General features: G+C 45.8%; 17 protein-coding genes. All 17 read right to left on the bottom strand.

Going from position 1 to position 23,412, the window contains the following annotated elements; translation table 11 throughout:
* Nucleotides 1-154: 154 nt before the first annotated feature.
* The gene (locus tag CXK86_RS02385) at nucleotides 155-616 is read right to left on the bottom strand and encodes a hypothetical protein (RefSeq protein ID WP_076249985.1); all 462 of its coding nucleotides are present in this window, start codon (nucleotides 614-616) and stop codon (nucleotides 155-157) included.
* Nucleotides 617-751: 135 nt separating this feature from the next.
* Entirely contained in the window at nucleotides 752-1,819 is a 1,068-nt protein-coding gene (locus tag CXK86_RS02380) for an FUSC family protein (protein WP_017689291.1), read from the bottom strand.
* Between the two features lie 300 nt (nucleotides 1,820-2,119).
* Nucleotides 2,120-2,842 (bottom strand): HD domain-containing protein, encoded by a 723-nt coding sequence (locus CXK86_RS02375; RefSeq protein WP_083684243.1) that lies wholly within the window; start codon nucleotides 2,840-2,842, stop codon nucleotides 2,120-2,122.
* 1 nt (nucleotide 2,843) lies between these two features.
* A complete protein-coding gene (locus CXK86_RS02370) occupies nucleotides 2,844-4,283 on the bottom strand; it encodes an NAD-dependent malic enzyme (protein WP_074094504.1) in 1,440 nt (479 codons plus the stop codon).
* 211 nt (nucleotides 4,284-4,494) lie between these two features.
* A complete protein-coding gene (locus tag CXK86_RS02365; protein ID WP_076249866.1) occupies nucleotides 4,495-6,567 on the bottom strand; it encodes a beta-galactosidase in 2,073 nt (690 codons plus the stop codon).
* A 97-nt stretch (nucleotides 6,568-6,664) separates the two neighbouring features.
* Nucleotides 6,665-7,750 carry a glycoside hydrolase family 53 protein gene (locus tag CXK86_RS02360; RefSeq protein WP_082219046.1) on the bottom strand — a complete coding sequence of 362 codons (1,086 nt, stop codon included), beginning with the start codon at nucleotides 7,748-7,750 and terminating at the stop codon, nucleotides 6,665-6,667.
* 32 nt (nucleotides 7,751-7,782) lie between these two features.
* Nucleotides 7,783-8,661, bottom strand: a complete 879-nt coding sequence (locus tag CXK86_RS02355) for a carbohydrate ABC transporter permease (protein ID WP_036670224.1) — start codon at nucleotides 8,659-8,661, stop codon at nucleotides 7,783-7,785.
* Nucleotides 8,662-8,690: 29 nt separating this feature from the next.
* Nucleotides 8,691-9,581: an ABC transporter permease gene (locus CXK86_RS02350; RefSeq protein ID WP_017689297.1), complete on the bottom strand. Its 891-nt coding sequence runs from the start codon at nucleotides 9,579-9,581 to the stop codon at nucleotides 8,691-8,693.
* Between the two features lie 189 nt (nucleotides 9,582-9,770).
* A complete protein-coding gene (locus CXK86_RS02345) occupies nucleotides 9,771-11,456 on the bottom strand; it encodes a type 2 periplasmic-binding domain-containing protein (protein ID WP_076249867.1) in 1,686 nt (561 codons plus the stop codon).
* Between the two features lie 123 nt (nucleotides 11,457-11,579).
* Nucleotides 11,580-13,208, bottom strand: a complete 1,629-nt coding sequence (locus tag CXK86_RS02340) for a response regulator (protein ID WP_036670221.1) — start codon at nucleotides 13,206-13,208, stop codon at nucleotides 11,580-11,582.
* A 62-nt stretch (nucleotides 13,209-13,270) separates the two neighbouring features.
* Nucleotides 13,271-15,025 carry a sensor histidine kinase gene (locus CXK86_RS02335; protein WP_036670219.1) on the bottom strand — a complete coding sequence of 585 codons (1,755 nt, stop codon included), beginning with the start codon at nucleotides 15,023-15,025 and terminating at the stop codon, nucleotides 13,271-13,273.
* A 300-nt stretch (nucleotides 15,026-15,325) separates the two neighbouring features.
* On the bottom strand, nucleotides 15,326-16,024 hold the full coding sequence (locus CXK86_RS02330; RefSeq protein ID WP_076249868.1) for a hypothetical protein: 699 nt from the start codon (nucleotides 16,022-16,024) through the stop codon (nucleotides 15,326-15,328).
* A 181-nt stretch (nucleotides 16,025-16,205) separates the two neighbouring features.
* Nucleotides 16,206-17,735: an ABC transporter substrate-binding protein gene (locus CXK86_RS02325; RefSeq protein ID WP_036609560.1), complete on the bottom strand. Its 1,530-nt coding sequence runs from the start codon at nucleotides 17,733-17,735 to the stop codon at nucleotides 16,206-16,208.
* Nucleotides 17,736-17,868: 133 nt separating this feature from the next.
* Complete coding sequence (locus tag CXK86_RS02320) at nucleotides 17,869-18,777, bottom strand: carbohydrate ABC transporter permease (RefSeq protein ID WP_017689303.1); 909 nt, start codon at nucleotides 18,775-18,777, stop codon at nucleotides 17,869-17,871.
* Nucleotides 18,778-18,794: 17 nt separating this feature from the next.
* Complete coding sequence (locus tag CXK86_RS02315; RefSeq protein ID WP_076208980.1) at nucleotides 18,795-19,781, bottom strand: ABC transporter permease; 987 nt, start codon at nucleotides 19,779-19,781, stop codon at nucleotides 18,795-18,797.
* A gap of 180 nt (nucleotides 19,782-19,961) precedes the next feature.
* Nucleotides 19,962-21,575 (bottom strand): response regulator transcription factor, encoded by a 1,614-nt coding sequence (locus CXK86_RS02310; protein ID WP_076249869.1) that lies wholly within the window; start codon nucleotides 21,573-21,575, stop codon nucleotides 19,962-19,964.
* On the bottom strand, nucleotides 21,550-23,349 hold the full coding sequence (locus CXK86_RS02305; RefSeq protein WP_076249870.1) for a sensor histidine kinase: 1,800 nt from the start codon (nucleotides 23,347-23,349) through the stop codon (nucleotides 21,550-21,552). Before CXK86_RS02305 ends, CXK86_RS02310 begins: the two co-directional genes overlap by 26 nt.
* Nucleotides 23,350-23,412 lie beyond the last annotated feature (63 nt).

The following is a 23,412-nucleotide window of genomic DNA, read 5'->3' as shown; positions in this document are numbered from 1 at the left end:
CATTTTAATTATATGTTAATTAGTTCTAATTTTCTGAAAACCATTTTTTATTGTACCAGTGACAACGTCCCGATGCAAGCGGAGGCGTTTTTTGTTGTTTTCTTCTTCATTATTACCCAATCACCGGGTCCTCAACTGACCTAGCTACTCCTGCCTACTTTCGTAATTCTTCAATTGTCTCTTTCCAGCGTGTAATTGCTCCAAGTTCATCCTTCAATTGAAAGGTTATTCCTGAAGTGATCTCCGCATATGGCGCGTGATCCACACGTACATGGAGCACTTGTGCTTCAAAACGATCTCTCGGATGGACAGCCCCCTTCATCTCAGGCAGCCGTTCTACTTCTGTACGAATATGCAGCAATCGATGTCCTTGAACCGCAATCAAGGTAGCCTTGCCTGTTTTGCTCATGTTCATACTGGTCTGTGTACCTGGCCATAGAGCCAGTCTAAGCTGATGCGGATTTATCGCAATCACTTCCCCCATACTAATCATCGCCTGATGCGGCCATTGATCCTCAGATACGGTCAGCAGTTGCATGGCTTCATGCTGTTTATGCTCCAGATTTGTCCCACTCAACCATTCCATTAGTTCAGCGTCCAATTCCTCTATAATCATGTCTCTATCCCTCAGTTCGTTAATATTCATTCATGCCCTTCAGCCCTATGTATGACAAAACAACCCGGACACGATGGTCCGGGCTATGTTGTAACTACATTGTATATGATCGCCAAGCAGGTGCGCAATTCGTTATCAAGGCCACTTAAGCCAATTCAAAATTTTGTCCTGTGATTCTTTGTCTTCACTGGCGCTATGCACATGTTCGGCAAGTCGATTCAGACGTTCCAACTGATATCCATAATCATAAATGGCAGCAGCCACGATGGACAATCGTAACATCCCTTCCTTGTCGATATCAAACTGGGTGATCGCCTGCTCCATGAAACGGTCATTATCCAATACAAACTGTGCAGCCTCTTCCCCATTAGGCTTCAGCTTATCCTCGAACTTGAGCAGTGCATGCTCATGGAATTTGATAACCAGTTCAAGATGTGAGTCAAAAAACTGATCCATGGCCGTTGTCCGCGGTGCCTGGAAATAGTGGCGTTCCACCGAATCCAGCACCTCGTACCCTTTTTGCAAACTCAGCAGCATTTGTTTGTAGACCACCATCTGACGAGTTTCGCTGAATTTCGAACGTTTCATCTTTTTCTGTTCCTCTTCGAACAAGTTATACTTGTCGGACAAAGACTTAATGGAACCGCCAAGGTTACTTTTCTCCTCCCGGAATACAACTTCCTTGATCTCATCCGAGATCGAAGTTCGCAGAAGCAACGACATACCGCTGAATACACTATGGATCTGCTTCACGAACTGAACCTTCGGTTTCGGAGGAAATACCGTAATGTTGATGAGAAACGCCGATACAATACCAACCAATGTCAACAGAAAACGATTGAGTGCAAAATGCCAGTCACCCGAGGCTTCCATAATGGATACAACCGTGACCAGTGTCAGGCCAACCGTCTCACCCATATTCAATTTAAGACAGATCATGATGACAAGTACAATAATTAATCCAACGGCGATTGGCTCATTGGACAACACCATGCCCCCCACCAGGGCGACAATAGCTCCCAGCGTGGTCGTTTGCAATTGATCCAGGAAGTATTTCCAGGAACGATAGATGGAAGGCTGCATGGCGAATATAGCCGCGATTGCGGCAGGCACGGGAGATTGCGGGTTCAAGAACAGGCTGCTTAGGTACAAGGCAAGCGTGACCGCGATCCCCGTCTTAAGTACACGTGCACCAAACGACATGGTGGTGACCCCTCCTCTTTACCGAACCTGAAATTTTACATTTGATGATCATGTTCATTATTACCCCATATTTCTTTTTTTGCCTGAATTCATTCAGGAGAACGATTTATTGTACCATGTAAGGTCTTCCGTTGCCATGTCATAAGTCAGAGGTATTGTGAAATTGATTTCTTTATGTATGTTAATACACATTATTAACCCAAAAAGAAGCAAATCTTCAAAATGGATTTTCACCACTTCAAAGATTCGCCTCTGTTACTAATTATACCTCTTTGGAATACTCATGCTTATTATGCCTGCCTAACGATCCGTGCCCTCCCATTCTCTTTTGAACTGGTCCACAAACTGCACCATATAATCATGACGCTGTTCCGCCAACTCCTTGCCATAGGAGGTATTCATCAGATCCTTGAGCTTGAACAACTTCTCGTAAAAGTGATTTATCGTTGTGCTGCGCCCATTGCGATATTCCTCACGGGTCATATGCTCCCGTGGGGGAAGGGACGGATCGTACATCTCGCGCCCTCTGGCGCCTGAAAAGGCAAAGGTTCGCGCGATCCCAATCGCACCCAATGCATCCAGTCGATCCGCATCCTGTACAACCTGTGCTTCAAGCGAGCTAACCGCAGGACGCTGTCCTCCCGCATATGAGATGGTGCTAATAATACCCACAACCTTATTACGTATATCCGGGTCAAGAGGCTGGGTATCCAGCCAGTCATTCAGTTTGGCCATCCCGGCTTCCAAGCTCTCATTCAGCTTCTCATCCGGTACATCGTGTAATAATGCAGCCAGTTCGCAGACAAATGGATCTGCACCCATACGGTGAGCGAGTTCAACCGCAAGTGCGGTTACCCGTTCAATGTGCGGCCAGTCATGACCATCACTATGCTTGGATGAGTCCCCTTGAACAAAGGATCGGGCGGCGCGCAGAACAGCCTCTCCTGCCGTTATTCCATCTATATTATGCATGTGCCCTAATTTTTGCAGATTCCCACCAGGTTGAAGAGGGTTCTCTGACATCTTACGATTCCCCGCCTTCACGGGCCTGTTCACGAGGAATACGTCGAGCTACACCCGTCTTAATAGCTGCTTCAATTACGCGACTGCGCATCGATTTGACTACTTTATCATTGAACACACTCGGAATAATGTAATAACGTGTACGCTCTTCGTCCGTAATGGCCGAAGCAATCGCTTGCGCGGCTGCCAGCTTCATTTCTTCATTAATTTCAGTAGCACGGCAATCCAGAACTGCCCTGAAGATACCCGGGAAACATAACACGTTGTTGATCTGATTCGGATAATCGGATCGGCCTGTTGCCATTACAGCCACAATGTCTTCCACCAAGGCAGGCATAATCTCAGGTACCGGGTTTGCCATTGCAAACACGATTGGATCTTCTGCCATGGTCTGCACATCTTCGCGAGTTAACAGATTCCCGCGGGACAGGCCAATGAACACATCGGCTCCACGAATGACATCACGCAGCGAGCCAGTCTCCAGTTCGGGATTAGTACGAGCTGCATAATCACTCCAGACTTCATTCTCATAGGTTTGTGTTCGTACAATTGCACCCTCACGATCGACACCTATAAGCCGGCTGGCCCCCGCGGACAATAATATGTTGCTGCATGCTACACCTGCTGCACCGATGCCACAGACCACAATCTTCACATCTTCAATGGACTTGCCCACCAGTTTGAGCGCATTGATCAGACCAGCATATAACACAACCGCTGTGCCATGCTGGTCATCATGAAATACAGGAATGTCCAATTCCTCATTCAGACGACGTTCAATTTCGAAACAACGCGGTGACGAGATATCTTCCAGATTAATGCCGCCAAAACCAGGTGATATCGCTTTCACAGTACGTATGATTTCCTCAGTATCCTGTGTGTCCAGGCAGATTGGGAAAGCATCCACACCAGCAAACTGTTTGAATAACATCGCTTTACCTTCCATGACAGGCATCGCTGCACGGGGACCAATGTTGCCCAGTCCAAGTACCGCACTGCCATCAGATACGACGGCCACTGTATTCCGTTTAATTGTCAATGAGAAGGCTTTGCCAGGTTCTTCTGAAATGGCTGAACATACACGAGCCACATCCGGAGTGTACACACGTGACAGATCTTCCCGGTTTTGAATCGGGGTCTTTGGTGTTACTTCGATCTTACCGCCCAGATGAAGCAGGAACGTCCGATCCGATACGTTAATAATGGATACACCTTTGAGCTGGCGCACCCCTTCTATAATTTTACTGTTATCTTGTGCATCTGTAACTGCGACCGTCAAGTCGCGCACGCTTACATCCTGATTGGTGGAAATCACGTCGATGGCAATGATGTCTCCCCCAGCTTCCGAGATGGCCGAAGCCACTTCGCCAAACTTGATATCCTTAGTTGTCATTTCCAGTCGAATAATAATGCTGTTACCATCCAGATTCCTTTGATTCATTTCCATTCCTCCCAGACTGAAAGTCTTGAGTTACATGTTACGTGTTTGTCTTCGCTGCGCGGACACGTTTATCCTTTATCTTGTCCAGAAAAAGTCGTTCAACAGCCAAATGCATAAAATAAAAAAGATGCCCTGAACACCAATGCAGGCGTTCAGGGCACTCTTTTTCTAATTACTAACTTCATTTATTTAGTAACATATAGAATCTACATTATTTCCGGGCAGCCGGTCTGCGCAGAACACAAATGTCATATGGCTTCAAGCTGAGACTTGCTTCCACAGCATCACCACTGAGCAGATCGGTATAGGACTGTCCATCTAGTTTAACCAGCTTCTCATCTGGCGTGTAGTTCTGTACAAACACATAATCTGCTGTACCATCTGTACGCGTATGTGCCGTTGTTCCGGCAGGCAGCTCAGTTTCAAGTCCACGCTCAATGTTCAGGTCAGCGATTAGCTTCGCATAGAAATCATCATAGAATGGTGCTTTCAGACGTGTCGCTACGTAATATGCTTTTCCTGAACCCAACTGGTTAACCGTCAATGCCGGACGTCCGGCATAGAAGTCAGAACGGTACGTAGCCAGGGACTTCGCGCCTTCGAGATGAATCAGATCACACAGTTCAATTGCATCATACGCTGTATTGAGCTGAAGCTCATTGCCCTTCTCAGGGATAATTCCGTTCAGATCACGATCATGCAGTCCATCAATTTCCTCGGACCAGATGCCAAGTGTCTTACGCAGCGGGCCTGGGAATCCACCCAGGAAACACAGATCGTTTTCGTTAACAATACCAGACCAGTAAGTTGCTACAAACGTACCACCTTGTTCTACAAACTTCTCAATACGTTCCCCGACACCTTCACGTACCAGATAGAGCATTGGAGCAATCAGCAACTTATACTTGGACAGATCTGCATCCATATCAATTACGTCTACAGCGACTCCCTTTTTCCAAAACGCTTCGTAATGCTCTTCCACCGTCTGCTCATACTTCACACCGATATTACGCGGACCCTGGGAATCATTAACGGCCCAGCGGTTTTCCCAATCAAATATGATTGCAACTTCTGCCGGAACCGCTGTTCCTACAATAGCTTCCATGCCTTCAAGAGCCGTTCCTACGTCGGTGACATCTTGGAACACTCGAGTGTGTTCCGTTCCTACGTGGTCTACCACCGCACCATGAAGTTTCTCACTGGACCCACGGCTTTTTCTCCACTGGAAGTACTGAACACTATCGGAGCCGTGTGCCACAGCCTGGAGAGAAGAGAGCAGATGCATGCCCGGTTTCTTCAGTTTGCTGACATCTTGCCAATTCGTCGAACTTGGAGTACTCTCCATCAGCAAGAACGGCTGACCGCCTTTGATGGAACGAACGATATCATGCATCATCGCGATACGTGATGCCTGTTTCGCATCGTCATTTGCATCATGCCAAGTCGGATAACTGTCCCAAGAGAGGAAATCCAGAATATCAGCGAACTTCCAATAGTTCAGACCGCCATAGAATTCCATCAGGTTGGTTGTGACTGGCAGATCAGGATTCTGAGCTTTTAATGGTTTCGTTTCATGCACGATAAAATCAGCTGTCTGATCCGTAACGAAACGGCGCCAGTCCAGATTCATTGCGTGTACCTGTGTCTCACCGTGTGGCGCCGGAGATTCCACTTGACTCCAGTCTGTAACCGTATGGCTCCAGAATGTGGTCCACCACGAATGATTCAGTTCATCGAGTGTTTTATACTTCTTCTGAACCCAACCACGGAATGCTTCCTGACAATAATCACAATGACAGTCTCCGCCGAATTCGTTCGAGATATGCCAGCCAATTACAGCCGGATGATCCGAATAACGTTCTGCCAGTTTTGTGTTGATCGCAGTAACCTTCTCACGGTATACCGGGGAAGTATAACAGTGGTTGTGACGGAAACCATGCAGATTGCGGACACGCTTCTCGGATACACGGAGCACTTCCGGGTACTTCGCGGACATCCAAGCAGGTCTGGCACCACTTGGTGTAGCGAGGAATGCATAGATACCGTTTGCTGCAAAACGATCCAACACCTGATCCAGCCATTCAAACGTGTATACGCCCTCTTCCGGCTCAAGGGATACCCACGAGAAGATACCAATGGACATCACGTTACACTTGGCAAGCTTCATCAAGCGAATATCTTCTTCCAGAACTTCAGGATAGCGGAGCCATTGCTCCGGGTTATAGTCTGCGCCATGCAACATGTGCGGGGCTTTGGAACTTACAGGTGGAAATTTGTATGTCATAAGGACAACTCCCTTGCTTTAATTACTGTTTTTTTAGTTTATATACGATAACGATAACGATAACAACGACTTCACAGACGATACGTATTACGCTAGATTACACGTATGTCACGACATCTGATTCTTCAACAGTAGCAAGTGCTGTAAACGATTCCAACTTGCGACCTTTAAAATCAAACATGGTGAGGTTGCCCCAGTTATTCGGATGTCCGACGGACCATTCTTCTTTACTTGGTATCCAGGCAGGTTCCCAATAATAGAATCCGTGCCCCAAACCACCAGGAACTTCGCGAATAATCTGCAATAGATCCTTCAGATATTTGGTCTGTCCCTCTACACTTGCAGGGTATCCTGGTAACAACATATCTTCCTGATTCAAAATCCATTCAATGCCTTCCGGCTGCTCCAGCGTCCAGGGATAAGCGGTTTCAACTACATTGATAGGTTTGCCATAACGCTCAGCCAGATCATGAAGATTGTCACGTAACGCATCGAGTGTTCCATGCCACCAAGGGTAATACGAGAGACCAATGATATCAAACTCCACACCCAGTGCTTCAAAGCGATCGTAAAACTTGCGGCTCTCGGCGTTATCTCCACCACGATCAATATGTATCATAATCTGAATATCCGCGTCAACGGATTTGACCGCAGCAATTCCATACTTCACAAGGCCTGCAAAACGCTCCCACTGTTCATCCGTATCATGCTCTTCTCCACCGACACGTCCCTCATTCCATAACATGCCTGGTGTAATCTCGTTGCCCACCTGCACCATGTCCGGAAGCGCATCGTGTTCCTTCAACGTTCTCAGAACGTCAGCCGTATACATGCATACCGCACGTTGAAGCTCTTCATAGGACAGATTCTCCCATGCTTTCGGCTTCCATTGATTGGCTGGATCAGCCCAGCGATCAGAATAATGGAAATCAAGCAAAAATTTCAATCCCTGTTCCTTGATCCGTTTGGCTACCTCCACCGTCCGCTCCAGATTGCAGAATCCACCAACAGGATCATTCCAGATTCGAAGTCGTATCGCGTTAGCGTCATTAATCTTCAGGATGGACAGCAAGTCTTGTTCCTTGCCATCCACATCACTATAACTCCCGCCATGCTGTTCGATTTCATCCATAAAGGACACATCCATTCCCAGAATGAATGTCTTTTCCGTCAAGTTGCTCACTGTATCAACCTCCATTAATTTGGGGTACAGGCTCAGCCTTTAACTGAGCCCAACGTCATACCTTTAACAAAGAAACGTTGCAGGAAAGGATACACAATCAAGATTGGTGCACTTCCGATGAAAATCTGAGCTGCCCTTACCGTAGTTTGAGAGAGAGCTTCCATTTCTTTTGGATTCATGCTCATGCTACTCATATCACGTCCAATAATGACCGTTTGCATAAATGTAGCAAGTGGGTAATCCTTAGCGTTATTCATGTAGAGCAATCCATCAAACCAGGAATTCCAGTGGAACACCATACTGAACAATGCAATTGTTGCAATGGACGGCATCGAAATGGGAAGGAAGATCCTGAACAATGTTCTGAAATGGTTAGCTCCATCCATGAGCGCCGCTTCCTCCAGCTCTTTTGGAATACCGCGGAAGAAGTTCAGCATCAGAATGACAAGGAATGTGTTAACTGCTCCTGGGAGTACCAGTACCCAGAAGGAATCCATCAACCCGATCTTCTGGATAACCATGTAGAACGGCACCAGTCCCCCGTTGAAAATCATACTGAATACAAAAATCCAGGAGTAGATCGTTCTGCCTTTGAATTCACTATTCTCTTTGGACAACGGATACGCCGCCAGGAACGTAATCAGCAAGGTAATAGCTGTACCGATCACTGTACGTAGAAGTGAAATCCAGAGCGAGTTCAAGAAAATTGGATTGTTCATCGTCTTTTTGTAAGCCTCAAGTGAAAAACCTACGGGCCAGAGATTGACCAGATTGGCATCGGCAGCAGCCTTTGTACTAAAGGATACTGCCAGTACATGAATCATTGGTACGATACACATAATGGCGACCAAAATCAGAAAGCAGGTATTGACTATATTAAACACGCGATAAGGCAATGATTTATGATACATCGTGGTCCCTTCTTTCTCTGTTCATTCGTTTAGAATATGCGATATCCAGCGTATTTTTTGGCTAAGCTGTACGATACAAGGATCAAGATCATACTAATAACCGATTTGAACAATCCGATCGCGGTTGCAAAGCCCATCTCACCATTCTGCATTGCGGAACGATATACGAATGTATCAATGATGTCACCCGTTTGATATACGAGCGGGTTATACAAGTTGAATATCTGGTCAAATCCGGCATTCAGTACGTTACCAAGCGCCAGTGTTCCTACAACCATCAACATCGGCACAAGTGAAGGGATTGTAATGTGCAGTGTCTGTTTCCAGCGTCCTGCTCCGTCAATTTCCGCTGCTTCGTACAACGCTGGATTAATTCCGGCAAGGGCAGCCAGAAAGACAATCATGTTATAGCCAAATTCTTTCCACACATCTGTCAGAATGACCGTAGATCGGAACCAACTGTTGTCTCCCAGGAAGAAATATGGCCCAAGTCCAAAGGTTCCCAGAACCCGGTTAACCAAGCCGCCTGTTGACAACAGATCTATCAAAATCCCGCCCAGAATGACCCAGGACAAGAAGTGAGGTAAATATACGAGTGTTTGAATCGTTCGCTGTACAGCCATCTTGCGAACCTCATTCAAAAGAATGGCAAAAACAAATGGAACAAATAAATTGAAAATCAGTTTAAGTACAGCAATAATTAATGTGTTCCAGATGACCTGTAAGCTGTCTTCACGTTCAAACAAATATCTAAAGTTGTCCAGCCCAACCCATTCAGAACCGCTAATCCCAAGCCATGGCTTGTAGTTCTGGAACGCCATAATGATTCCGCCCATAGGCACATAACTGAAGATAATCAGAAAGATAATGGCTGGCAACAGCATAACGTGGAATGGCCAAGTGCGTTTCAAAGTTCTCATGATTGCTCCCCCTGTATTTCTTCCTACTCAAGTACTCCCTGAGTGGCTTATAATGCGATTATATCAACCTTTTACGGGGTCCAAACAGCACATAAAAGCAATATAAATGGCACAAATTCAACCACTTTGCCTTAACTTGAATAAACAAAAAAAGCGCCCAGACGTTAGTCGTCTGAGCGCTGCTTGTAACTATTTTTTCACACTGTCATACCATTCGTTAACCTCTTGCGTAATTTGGTCACCGCCACCGGATTTCCACGTTTGTACAAAGGTATCAAACGCATCAACCGGATTTTTGCCATAGATAATTTCGTTAAATGCTTGATTCTCGATTTTGTTCAAATAGTCAAGCTTGGATTTCATCGTCTTTGTTGTCGGACCTGTGAACATGTTCTTGAAGGAAATTTCTTCTTGGCTCAGCAACACTTTCGCTGCTGCTGGAGTCTCTTTACCGTAGTTGACAGCAACATCTTTTTCAAGCTTGGTTTCCGGCTCTTTGCCATTGGCCAAATTCATCAGAGCTTTCATCTGTGCATCTGGAATACGAGCACCGTCACGAACAAGCAAATAACGTACAACGTTCACGTATCCGCCTTCGATCTCGTCAATCGGCATTTGTTTTCCATTTGCATCCAGTTGATAGTCATAGCCTGCAAACAGACCGTTATCATAAGGGCTACCTGGTGCCGGGTCTGCATAATTGTCGAACAGGTAGTTCTGGTACGTAAAGAATGCTTCTGGATGCGCCATATCTTTTTTGATCAACGTAACACCATTAACGAACTGTGTCCCGTGACGCATCGCTTTGCCTTCAGGACCGGTAGGAATTTCAATCGGTTTCCACACGGCACTCGGTACATTTTTCACTGTATCGAGAAGTGGCCATCCACTCATCCAGTAAGGTCCTGGAATAATACCGGCAGTTCCTGCAACTGCTGGCTCTGCTGTTTTGTTCTCATCCCATAGAGCTGCTTCCTGCGGGATATATCCTTTTTTGAGCCATTCGCTCAATTTGGTCAGACCTTGCTTCATACCCGGATTGATGGAGCCATACTCCAGCTTGCCGTCTTCCCCCAGATTCCATTGGAACGGCAATGTTCCATATGCTCCGAAGATCCAAGATGGGTCTCCCATCCATGTATTCATGGAAGTTTTGAAACCAATGCTGAGCGGAGTGACTTTATCAGGAGCCAAGCCGTCAGGGTTATTGTTTTTGAATGCTTCCATCACTGCTTCTAGTTCGTCGATGGTTTTTGGCGCCTTCATGTTCAGCTTATCCAGCCAATCCTGACGAATCCAGAGCAAGTAATCATTGTTGTAGGCATAGTCCAGAACAGGGATACCCATTCTTTTTCCATCACGACTATACTGGTTCCATACGTTTGGATCTTGTTCAATTGCTTTTTTCCATGTGTCCGAAGCATATTTATCGAACAGTGGACCTACTTCTTGATACATTCCAGAATCAATCAGATCCTGAGCAAGCAGATTATCACCTACGTTTACAATATCAGGCATTTCCTGTCCTGATGACATCGCAAGACGAAGCTTGGTTGCAAATGCTCCATTTGTGTCTGTTACTGACCACAACGATTTGATTTCAATCCCGAATTGATCTTTGGCCCACTTGGTTGCCACGTTATTTTCCATGGATTCGCCATTTTTAAATTTCAGCTCTGGATCGATTCCCCATGCTGTAGTAATAGTAACTGCCGGATCATATTTCTCTTTGTATTCGTTTTGGGTTCCAGATGTACTTGGTGTTGCACTATCTCCGCCCCCACTGCCTCCTGAACATCCTGCAAGAACGACAGTTAGACTCAGCGTTGTAGCGAGAAGCGTCAAGAATCTCTTTTTTGTTGATTGCGCTCTCATGTTGTTCCCCCTTAAATCGTTTTGGTTACCCTTTCATTATAGGCTGACCAGGCCTTTGAGCCTATGATACGAAATCAAGATTTCTGCACCTTTGCCAACCTATATTCTGGAATGTTGTTGAAATTATGCCTGATCCCGAAATTCATTTGGTGTCATACCATAATGTTTTTTGAACATTTTGCTGAAATATTGCGGATTTTGATAGCCAAGTTCACTCGTAATCTCGTATATTTTTTTGTTGCTATTCTTAAGCAGATATAGAGCACGTTCCATGCGCATACGAATCATGTAGTCCCCAAGACCTTCCCCAGTCTCTGCCTTGTAAATTTTCGATAGATATACGGGGTGTAAATATACCTTGTCCGCAATCATCTTCACTGACAGATCCTGTCCTGTATCTCTTGTCACCAACTCCTGAACCTGCTTGATCACATGTCTGCGGCTCTGCACACCTTCCTGATCGGACAACTCTTCCTGAAGCTTCGCCAGCATCTCGGTGGCCCAACGCCGCAGCTTCTCGGGGGATTGAATCAACTGATGAGCAAGGAGCAGATCGAATCCCGCATGATCAATCTCATGCACCAGATGCCCCTGTTTATGGGCAATATACATAAATGCATTAGTTACCGACAGATACATCTCATACACATGTTCTCTGGACAATCGTACCTGTTCTGCCGCGTCAAAGACCGTGTTCAGCTTACGCGCTGCCGCTTCCCATTGCTTGGTCTCAAGCAATTGCGGAAGTACAGGTGGTTTATATAGCTCTTCGAGCGCCTGCGTTGCATCATTCTCCGGTCTTTTGCTGAGTGCCTGATCCATGTCCATGTATATAATCTTGTGTTCTTCCGGTCCTGAAAGGACAAGCGAACCCAGACTTTTTCGATAAGCTGCTGTCAACTCGTTAAAGGGAAATGACGGTGTAACTACCATGGACAGATCTCCCTGTAAATATCGAATGACATGCTCACGGAAAGTTTCAGCTGAGATTCTCAACGTCTCCAAGTCCATCTGCGGAGCTCCGATCTGATCTTGATTCTGCAAGAACATAACCAGACACTCATGGGGTCCGCGACCAAACCACACGTTAAATTGCTCTCCAAGTACTTCCTCTGCAATATTACCTACCGCAAAATCCATCAGATCCAGAGACTGCTGGTCCATCGATGAGAAGCGTCCTGTAAGACGAATCAGCATCATCACAGCCGATTGTTCTGGATCGATATGAATCTCATATTGTTGCAGTTGTTCCCGAAGTGCCCGCGCCGTGATCTCACGCCCCAGCAGCAGATCATGCATGAGATTTTCCCGCAAAATTTTATAGTCAGACTTCCGACTGTATAAAAGCCGGTGATATTTATCGAATTCATCCCACTCATCGCGAAGAGACGTGATGGCTGCCGACACCGATCCCATAAACTCATCATCGTTTACGGGTTTCAGGATATAATCTGCTGCCTGCAATTGAATGGCTTTTTTAGCATAATCAAAATCACTGTGACCCGTTAGTAAAATACAGCGGATATGAGACCAGCGCTTGCTTACCTCTGCAATGAGATCCAGTCCTGACATGCCAGGCATGCGAATATCGGTAACCACGATATCTACTGCATTTTCCTCCATAATCTCCAACGCTTCCTTACCGGATGCGGCACGCAGCACGGTCGTTACTCCAAGCTCTCCCCAGGGGATCGTAAGTTCCAGACTTTCTGTTACGTAAGTCTCATCATCTACCAGTAATATATCAATCAAGTGATTCACTCCCTATTTCGTTCATTCTGCAAATGGATTCCATCGCTACACATTCCAAGTGCTTATCCTTCATTCTCCAGAAGAAACTCCTGTTCGGCAGGCCATGACAGCGTTACGCGTAATCCACCAAGTTCCGATTCCGTTACACCCAGCCCTGCCTGCTCCCCATATCGAAGCTGGAGTCTCTGATTCACATTCCACAGGCCACAGCCCATCTCCTGATCCATCGTTCCCCTGAGCTTATTCAGAAGCGCCTCACGTGCCTCCTGCGTCATGCCTTGCCCATCATCTTCAACGACAAGAACCATGACACCGCCCTGTTTTTCCCCTGATACTCTTATTTCTCCGGCCTCCGCGTCCGCTTCGATACCGTGAATCACCGCATTCTCCACTAGTGGTTGCACGATGAGTGGCGGTACCTCCTGTCTTAACATCTCATCAGACAGATCAATTTTGTAATGAATGCGGTCCATACGCATCCGTTGGATCTCCAGATAACAGCTGACAAATTCAATCTCTTCTGTCAACGGTACCACGTCCCGCTCCTGTCTTGTTGTATACCGATAATATCGCGATAGATTATGCGACATCGCTACAACAGCGTCCATACGCTTGAGTTTCGCCATACTTGTAATGAAGGAGAAACAATTATAGAAAAAGTGCGGGTTAATCTGCGATTGCAGCTGCTTCAACCGAGCTTCACGTACATGAATCTGTTCCAGGTAAACGTGTTCAAATAACTGCTGGATCTGCTCCACCATCAAGTTGAAACGTTCGGACAGGAAACTGAATTCATTGCGGCCCTTTGGCTTAATCCTCACTGAATAATCCTCCTGCTTCAATCGCTGGAACCCACGAATGAGTTGTTTCACTGGTACCTGCACCTGTACATAGAACAAATACGCCACACCAAAACTCATTAACAACAAACAAATCATGGAAGAATAGAACAGCATATTGGATTGATGAATGGGCTTCAGAATATCTGATAGCGGCATATAGTCCACCAAATACCAGCCTGTTGTACTGGATTTCACAGTGTTGACCATATATGGCTCGTTCCCGATCACTACTGTACGATTATCAACGTCCTGAAGTTTATGGATGGACAGTTCTTCCATCAACTGATTCGTTAATGAACGATCTGAAGTCCGGTTATAGATAACACCCGATTCTTCACGGAAATAGAAGGGGTCATGCCTGCCATCGTCTTTGAATTTGTCGAGCATATCCCGAATGTTGTCACTATCAAACTCCAGTTTAATAATCGTTTCTGCATTATTAGCCGGGTCTTTAATACCGTATGGAGATACCGTAATCCAGCTAAACATGAACCGATCATCTTCCCCATCCTGAATTTTGCGTACATCCCAGCCGGAAATGATATTTTCCCTTAGCGCTTCTTTATCGTAAGAACGTGCGTCCCTTTCGGAAACCACCCTGCCCAGCGAAGGAGAATACAGATATAATTTCGTGGCCCAATTGGATGAGCTTTCCTGAATACTCAGCTTATTCTGAATACGTTTGACCAGGTTGATCGCATCCAGATCAAAGTAGTTACTGTCCGCATAGATTCGCCGGAAGCTGCCAATATCAGGATCATGTATGAGCAGATTCGGCCATGAGGATAACAGTTCGATGTGTGTGTTCACTTGATTTTGGAAAAATTCAAGCTGGTTACTATTTGATCGATTCAACTCATCTCTGAGAACAGCTGTTGTTTTGTGATTGGAGTACCAGTACAAAAGCACTACCGGAATCAGCATAATCAGAATAAGAATGACCATTTTGGAAAACAGGTTTGTCCGATATGACATCTTTTCATCTCACCTTGTCTTAATTTGTCGTGACATTAATTGTAATGATGTAAGCGCTAAAGACAAACTATTTTTTTTGAGACAAACCGATTCATTATCTAGCGTAAGCGTTACCAATTCAAGGGGGAAGGAGATAAAACCAATATTTCTGCACTAAATGCAACTTCCACGCACAAAAAGAGCCAGCGATTAGCCAGCTCTCTATCTAATTTCAGTATATATCTTTAATCGTTCTATTCAACTCAAACTTTATTCCACTTCTGTTTATGTAATTATTCTTTTTTTCTATGAAAATATCAACTATGGAATATCATAATCAAATACCGTATTCGCTCCGTCCACGCCTACATCCAGCACAATATCCATAAGTTTCCCATTGACGAACAGAGGGGATTCCGCTTTCCCGTAAAACTCCAACTTACCTGTAAACGTTCCATGGCGTTCAATCTCAACATGTACGGGCCTTAATTGGACAGACTGCAAGGCTTCCAATAGTGGATCGTCCTTAAACTTATAACTGCGTGCGAGATCAGGCAATAACACGGCGGATACGGAATCTCTGCCGTAATTTTTGAGTGTCAGATCACAGGTTGCTCGGGTCTCACCCGTTTTCAGCACGTTAAAGGTACAAGAACTTGCATTCTGTACATAGGATACCGCATTAATGCCTGAAGCTCCCCACTTGGCTACATACATGAATTTATCCGTCATGTACGAATAACTGAGAACGATAGCGATAACTACGATCCATAACCCTTTTGCAAGAGCGGGGAATGATTTCCCGATTTCTTTGCGAGTAAGGTAGAATCCACACGCGAATATCCCCAATCCGATGAAAAGTGTGATATGAACTCCACTCAAGTAAGATGTAGTATACGGTGATATACCTATTGCTGACAGCATGGTATCTCCAACAGAAAAACCAAGATGATGGTTACATGTAAAGATAATAGCAAAAAGCAATAAAGCCCCTGAGAACACAAATCTGGTTCTCGACACACGAACACCCCCTAATCAACCACCTTATTATATCATATTTTTCCTATTTATGATTAACAATCCAAATCAAAAAAACAACATAAAAAGAACGCCTTCGGTTGTTTACCGAAAACGTCCTCCATTTTCACCGCTGACAAGAGCTTGTAGTAACACAGGTCTCTCTGTCATGGCTGACGATCATTTATTGCTTAGACAAGAATGCATCGAGTTGTTCCTGTTTGGCTGCAATAATTTTATCAATTCCTGCTGCTTTCAATTTCTCCAGATATTTCGGAATCATCTCATTTGGATCAACGGCGCCCGATGTCATACCCGGCTTGAACTGTTTGTTCACGTTGTTGACCGCAGCAATTTCATTTTTGACAGATTGGCTGTTGAATGTAAAGCCCAGTGCTGGAGACTTGACACCTTTGGCGTTAAATTCTTTGAACTTCTCCCATTTCTGTGGATCTTCATTATCCCAGAGGAAGTTCAGGAACTGGTTACCAAGCTGCCATTGGGCACCTGGGTTATAGGTACGACTGTTGGCATCTACGCCATCAGGGAGAGCAATGATATTATCCTGTCCGTCTTTTTTCACATAATGTGTACCTTCAATTCCGAAGTTCAGCAAGTTGTTAATTTCCTTGTCGGAATGCAGCAGGTTAATGACCTGCATCGCTTTCTCGGGTTGCTCGGAAGAACGGGAGATCGCGAGCATCGCTCCAGATGCATCACCCGTCGTGATTGTCGGCTGTGTCATCTCAATCTGAGTGAGTGGGAAACCCACATACCCTTCTTCTTCTTTATCCTTGCCTGGCTTCATGCCATCCGTCCAGAGAAACGCTTTTCCAGCCTTCGCCTGGTCTTTCGGGAACACATTGGACGTAGCAGCATCACTGTTGATATATCCCGCTTGATACCACTTGCGAGCGAGTTCAGCCGCTTCTTTGAATTCTGGGGTCTCCACTTCATTCAGCACCGTTGTTCCGCCTGCTGTTTTGGAGATAACTCCAGGTACGGAAGCATCACCGAGATAATCCCAATCCAGATTCTCCAACAGCCCGTTACCATTGGTATTGGACATATAGAATGGTGTGATGGCTGGCTCGTTTTCCTTGATTGTTTTGAGAAGTGGCTCCAGATCAGCCCATGTCTTTACAGCTGTCAGGTCCAGTTTATACTTGTCAGCCAGATCTTTACGTACCAACACACCACGTGTGGCAGCAAGTTCCTTATTCGTAGGAACGCCGTAATTCACGCCGTCCACCTGGGAACCTTCCAGAAAGGCAGGGTCCAGGTTTTTCTTAATATCCTGACCATGTGCATCAAGCAGATCATTCAAGGGCAAGAATGCGCCTTTAGCTACATTCACCGTGTAGTTCTGCCAAGCTGCTGTGAAGATAATGTCTGATTTTTCACCTGAAGAAATCATGAGATTCAGCTTGTTATCCCACTGTCCCCAGTCAATCGCATTGATCTTAAGCGTGGCTCCGATCTTTGGTTCCATCTTTTTGTTAATCTCGGCTTCCACCAGAGCGACATCCTTCTGTGGTGTCCCTGGGTAGAACAGTGTCACTTCATAGGGTTTGCCCCCACCTTCACTTGCTCCTCCGCCTTCTGCGCCAGGTGTTGTTGTTCCACCCTTGTCTGATGAGCAAGCTGCCAGCACCAGGCTCAGCGCCATAACCGTTGCCATCATGCGTGACCATACCTTTAATGATCTAACCAATTGAACCCCTCCTGTCATGTGTTGAAACATTCAACCGAATTCCCCAATTCACAAATAAACCGATAACTACTTCTGTATATGCCCTTTCAGTCCATCTTCATTTACCTTGCCCACTCCGCTAACCGGTTCAGAGTTATCCCTTCACAGCGCCAACCGTAAGACCTTTGATGAAATAACGCTGGAAGAACGGATATGCCAGTACAATTGGACCAATACCGACTACAGCCATCGCCATTTGCAGAGTTTTGTTAGGCAGATTGAGCAATCCACCCTGCGACGAAATCTGTGAAGAGACGTTGGAGTTGGTTGTTAAATATTGAATATCGAGCAGCGTCCGGTACATAAGGTACTGAAGGCTGATCGTCCGGTTATCTGATATAAAAATCATGCTAAGGTACCAGTCATTCCAGTAATTCAATGTACTGAACAACGCAACGGTTGCCATTACGGGAAGAGAGAGCGGAAGCACGATACGTGCAAACGTTCTCAATTCTCCCGCACCATCAATCCGAGCCGATTCCAGAATAGACACCGGAATGGAGTTCGCGAAGAATGTACGCATGACCAGTACAAAGAATGGAGATAGCAGTAGCGGCATAATGAGTGCCAGTAGGGAGTTTTTTAGATCCAATACGTTGACATAGACCAGGTACCAAGGTACCAGACCCCCGTTGAACAACATCGTGAAGAAGATGAAAAAGGCGAACCAGCCCCGGTAAGGCAGATCTCTCCGTGAGAGCGGATACGCATACAATGCGGTCAGCGCAACACTTGTAATGGTACCTACAACGGTAACGATAAAGGATATACCATACGAGTGAATGATCTGATCCATATCTCTGAACAGAAACTCATAAGCCGTCAGGCTGAACTTCTCTGGAATAAGCTTATATCCATTGGCAATGACTGTTGTCTCGTCCGAAAATGAGATGGCGAAGACAAGCAGGATCGGCACGATACAGGCAATGGCATAGAATAGAAACATCGCATGAATAACGGATGCGGAACGCTTCGATACGGCTAGTGGATCACGTGATTTCACAGCTGACTTGCCTCCTCTCAAAATAATGCATTATCTTTATCTATTCGCCTTACGATGGTATTGGATACAAGAACCAGCACAAATCCAACGATTGCTTGGTATAGACCGGCTGCTGATGACATCCCGATATCTCCACCGATAAGGAACGTACGATATACGTAGGTATCCAGTACATTCGTTACAGGGAACAGCGCTCCCGATTCCAATGGAACCTGATAGAACAGACTGAAGTCTGCATAGAATATACGGCCAATTTGCAATAACGTCATAATGACGATTAATGGGACGAGAAACGGAATGGTGATGAAACGTATCTGATGCCATTTTGTTGCTCCATCAAGCACAGCTGCTTCATAATATTCTTCATCGATACCCACGACAGCTGCCAGATAAATGACGGCATAATATCCAATATTCTTCCATGTGTTCACCAGTGGCAAAATATACGGCCAATACTTCGGCTCTGAATACCAATCGATCGGCTGACCGCCGAACATCTGTAGAATCGTTGAGTTCATGAAACCTGAATCCTTGCCCAGGAAAGCCAGTACCAGATAACTGACCACAATCATGGACAGGAAATACGGTAATAACATAAGTGATTGATATAACTTGGACATTGCCTTGTTCTTCACTTCATTGAGCAGAATAGCAAGCCCGACACCTACAAAGAGATTCAGTGCAATAAACACGGTGTTATACGCGAGTGTATTTCGGGTAATTTCCCATGCATCACTGGTTGAGAACAAATATTTGAAATTGTCCCACCCACTCCATGGGCTACCCCAAATACCATCAGCATAGTTTACATTTTTGAATGCGATCAGAACGCCGAACATCGGCATATAGTTGTTCACCAGCAGAAACAGGACACCTGGCAAGAACATGAGATACAGCACCTTGAATTTGCCAAGATTGTGCCACACAGACTTGCGCTTTCGGACTGTTTCTCCCGGTATTTCCGATATCCGTACTCCCTTACCCGCCTGGGGTTGTGTCTTCATAACTTGTTCTCCCTCACTCCTCTTGAATTCTTCCTCAGGATGAAGCTCCGTTGCGGCTCCTGTGGTTCAAGTATACGGCGGGGCGAGTAAGACCTCTATCTGCTGTGGTGACCTGTTGACTTATCAAATTATGACTTTAGATCCAGAAAAAACAAAAGACGCAGCATGCTGCGCCCTGAACTATACGGTACGTGACTGTTTTCGAAACTCCTGTGGCGTTATACCCGTGCACTTTTTGAACATTTTGGTGAAATGCGAGTAATTGTAGTACCCCACCTTGCCAGCGATATCCGTCACTTTGACGGTGGACTGGGACAACAATGTCTTCGCTTTGGCTACTCTGCCCTGCAGGATAAACTCAGATAGGGACATCCCCTTCTCTTTCCGAAACAGACGTGATAGATAAGCGGGATTGAATCCGGCAAAAGCTGCAAGCTCCTCTCGCATAAGTTCTTCACCAATATGAGTTTCAATATAAACGCACAACTGATCCACAATGGTCATGGGGCTGTGATCGTCCGGGTACAATACCGGGATAACACGATCAATCAGATCAGCCGTCCACTGTTTCAACTGCGGCAACGACCTTGTCACCATACTCTCTTCCGGCTCCCGTTCACCCGGATAAAGACTGCGTATTGACACGTTTTTCTGATGAAGCAGCGGATAGACCACATGCAGCATGGCATGATAGTAGAGATGCAGCATTTCAGGAGACAAACCCTCCTGGGCAGCAAGCAACTCAAAAATCTCATCCACACGTTCTCGCAAATCTCCTACTTTACCTGTCTCAAAAAGAATAGATAATTCCGAAAACCATGGAATAGGCAAAAAGCGATCTTCCTGATCTCTTCCCCGCTCATCATAGACAAAAACTTCTTCAAGCTCCTTAATATTGCGCCGTTCCATATCCATCAGTTCATTTAACATGCCTTGCAACTCAGTTACAGCAACCGGGGCACCAACATAACAGGACAACCGACAGTAGAAATACGTACCACATTCCTGAATATATCCCTGACAACGTTGTGCCACTTCGCTCGCACTTGGAATGATGCCATCTTGCTCATAAGCAAGCACAATATTTAATCCACTTTGATCCTGAAACACCTCACCGGGCTTGTCGCCAAGCAGCATCTCTTTGGCTGCATTACGAAGGGCATATTCCAATACCTCTTCGTCACGCAAATCAAAATCACGCACCCATTCCTCTACTGAGATCACAATAGGTAACACACGAGCATGCGGATCAATCTCGGCACCATACAGTTCTGCGAGCTCTTGCAACCGTTGTTCGGTTAACGTGATACGCTGAGAGATGGCATCTTTCCAGAAGCGTTCCGTCAGTAGCGGTTTATGGGTTTTCCAGCGTTTGTATACGGTCTCATAAACTTCGTTGGTACGGGTACGCTGCTCTCCATCCTTGATCTTCTCCACCGCCTGGGTTACTACCTTAATCAATTGATCCGCTGGAGCCGGCTTCAACACATAATCAAAGCTGTTTAGCTTAATGGCTGTCTGAGCATAATCGAATAAAGCATGCCCTGTCAGGAAAATGGTCATTATACCTGGATCATGTTTTAACACCCAACTTTGCAGGTCAAGCCCTGTTTCACCAGGCATCTCGATATCACAGATCATGATATCAATAGCATTAGCCTTTAAAATCTTTCTTGCCTCTTCGGCATCACCAGCACTGTATACCTGGTCAATGCCTGCTGCTTGCCAATCGACCCCTTCCACCATCGCTTGTAATGCATACACTTCATCATCCACGATCAACAGGTTCCGCATAGGCTCCCCCTTCTTCCTCTTCGGTCTGAGCGGGTAAATCAATGATGACTTTGGCGCCATGATCCACCTCATTGCCAAACTGCAAACTGGCTTGATCACCATACTTCACTAAAAGCCGATGAGCCACGTTCCATATACCGATATGCTGTCCACTCGGATCTTCAGCGTATTGTCCATGTTGCAGACGCCCCAACAATTCCTCTTCAAATCCAACACCATTGTCCACAATCATCAGTTGAAGCACCGTCCCATCGACCTGACCGGATGACTTCTCACCGAGGCGCGCCACGATCCGAATGACAAATGCTTGTGTCCGGCGCTGAAATCCATGAATAATGGCATTCTCCACAAAAGGCTGAATGGTTAATGGCGGAATCACATAATGTCCCAGATTCGGCTCAACATCCAGTTCAAAATCGAATCTGCTTGGAAACCTCAGCTTTTGAATTTCTAAGTAATGACGAATGTGCTCGAGCTCTTCATCCAGACGAATAACACGTTTGCCTGCACGCAGACTGAATCGAAAATAATCGGCCAGATGACCAGCCATCTGCTGCACCAACTCATGTTTTTGCAAGGAAGCCAGACTATGAATAATATTGAGTGAATTCAGGTAAAAGTGAGGATTGATCTGCATCTGCAGTTGTTTGAACTCTGCCTCCCGCGTCCGCAACTGTTCCTCATACACATCAATCTTCAGATGCCTGATCTCACTGGTCATTTGATTGAAACTTCGTGTCATAAATTCAAGCTCCGACGAAGATGGCGGGTCCAGCTTCACATCGAGATCTCCACGGCTCACCCTTCTCATGCCTCGGATTAACGCATTCATCGGGCGGAATAACAGATGCCGCAAAAAGATCAGTGCGGTAACCAGAATTACTGCCGCACCAATGGGAAGCAGACGAATGATCTGCTGGAAAAACGGGAGGTTACGCATCATGTCTTCCTCAGGCAGCAGCACGATATAATTCATCTGGGACATGGCCGAGGCAGTACCCAACATCAAATATTGACGTGCTTCTCCCTTGTTCACAACTTCAGAGATCACCTGATACGGATTCTTCAGGCCGGGAAGATGCGCTGCAGCCAGCTGAATCTGTGCAGTATTCAATGTGGAATCCGATAGTGCCCCACCGTCTGTTCCAACAATGACTGCACCTCCCCGATCTCCGGATTCAGTGAATTGTTGTGTATGATTCAGTGCATTCATATCAACAAGTGCACCTGCATAGAACTGCTGGTTGATTCGCACCGTTTTCACCAGCGCATTCCACGTCCCGCCACGCACGATGCTCCATTCCGGCTTCTGGATATCCCCTTCCAATTGCTGCATCTGGACTGGCATACTCTCCTGCACAACCGACTTTTTGACATCATAATTGCCTGAAGTGGCGAGCAGCAGATCATCATTCACGGCATCATATAGAAAAAAAGAATCGATTAGATTATAAAAACCGATATCTGTCATGAATTTGTTCATAATCCGTTGCTTTGCAATGATATAATCACCGCTGCCGTATTTCAGAAAAAACAGAGAGATAATATCCGGGTCCCGCTCGCCCAGACTATATAAATACCGATTCGTCTCCTGTAACACACGTTCATTCTGCTCCACACTCTTGGCGAGATGATTCATATTGGTGAGGGATACTTTGTCACGTACAACTTTCATGGCGTAGACGTTGTTGTAATAAAGCAGCATGAATAATGGCAGCATGATCAATGTAAGACCCACTATAAATTTAAAACGAAGTGAACGGATAAAGCTCATGGATTATGGATTCCCGCCCTTTTAGAGGTAGTTCAAAAAGTCCGCTGTACTGAAACCAGACTT

Origin of the sequence: Paenibacillus sp. BGI2013 (assembly GCF_002843485.1) — a bacterium.
GTDB lineage: Bacteria > Bacillota > Bacilli > Paenibacillales > Paenibacillaceae > Paenibacillus > Paenibacillus amylolyticus.
Note: the sequence above shows the minus strand (reverse complement) of the source record. Positions and strands in the feature narration are given on the sequence as shown.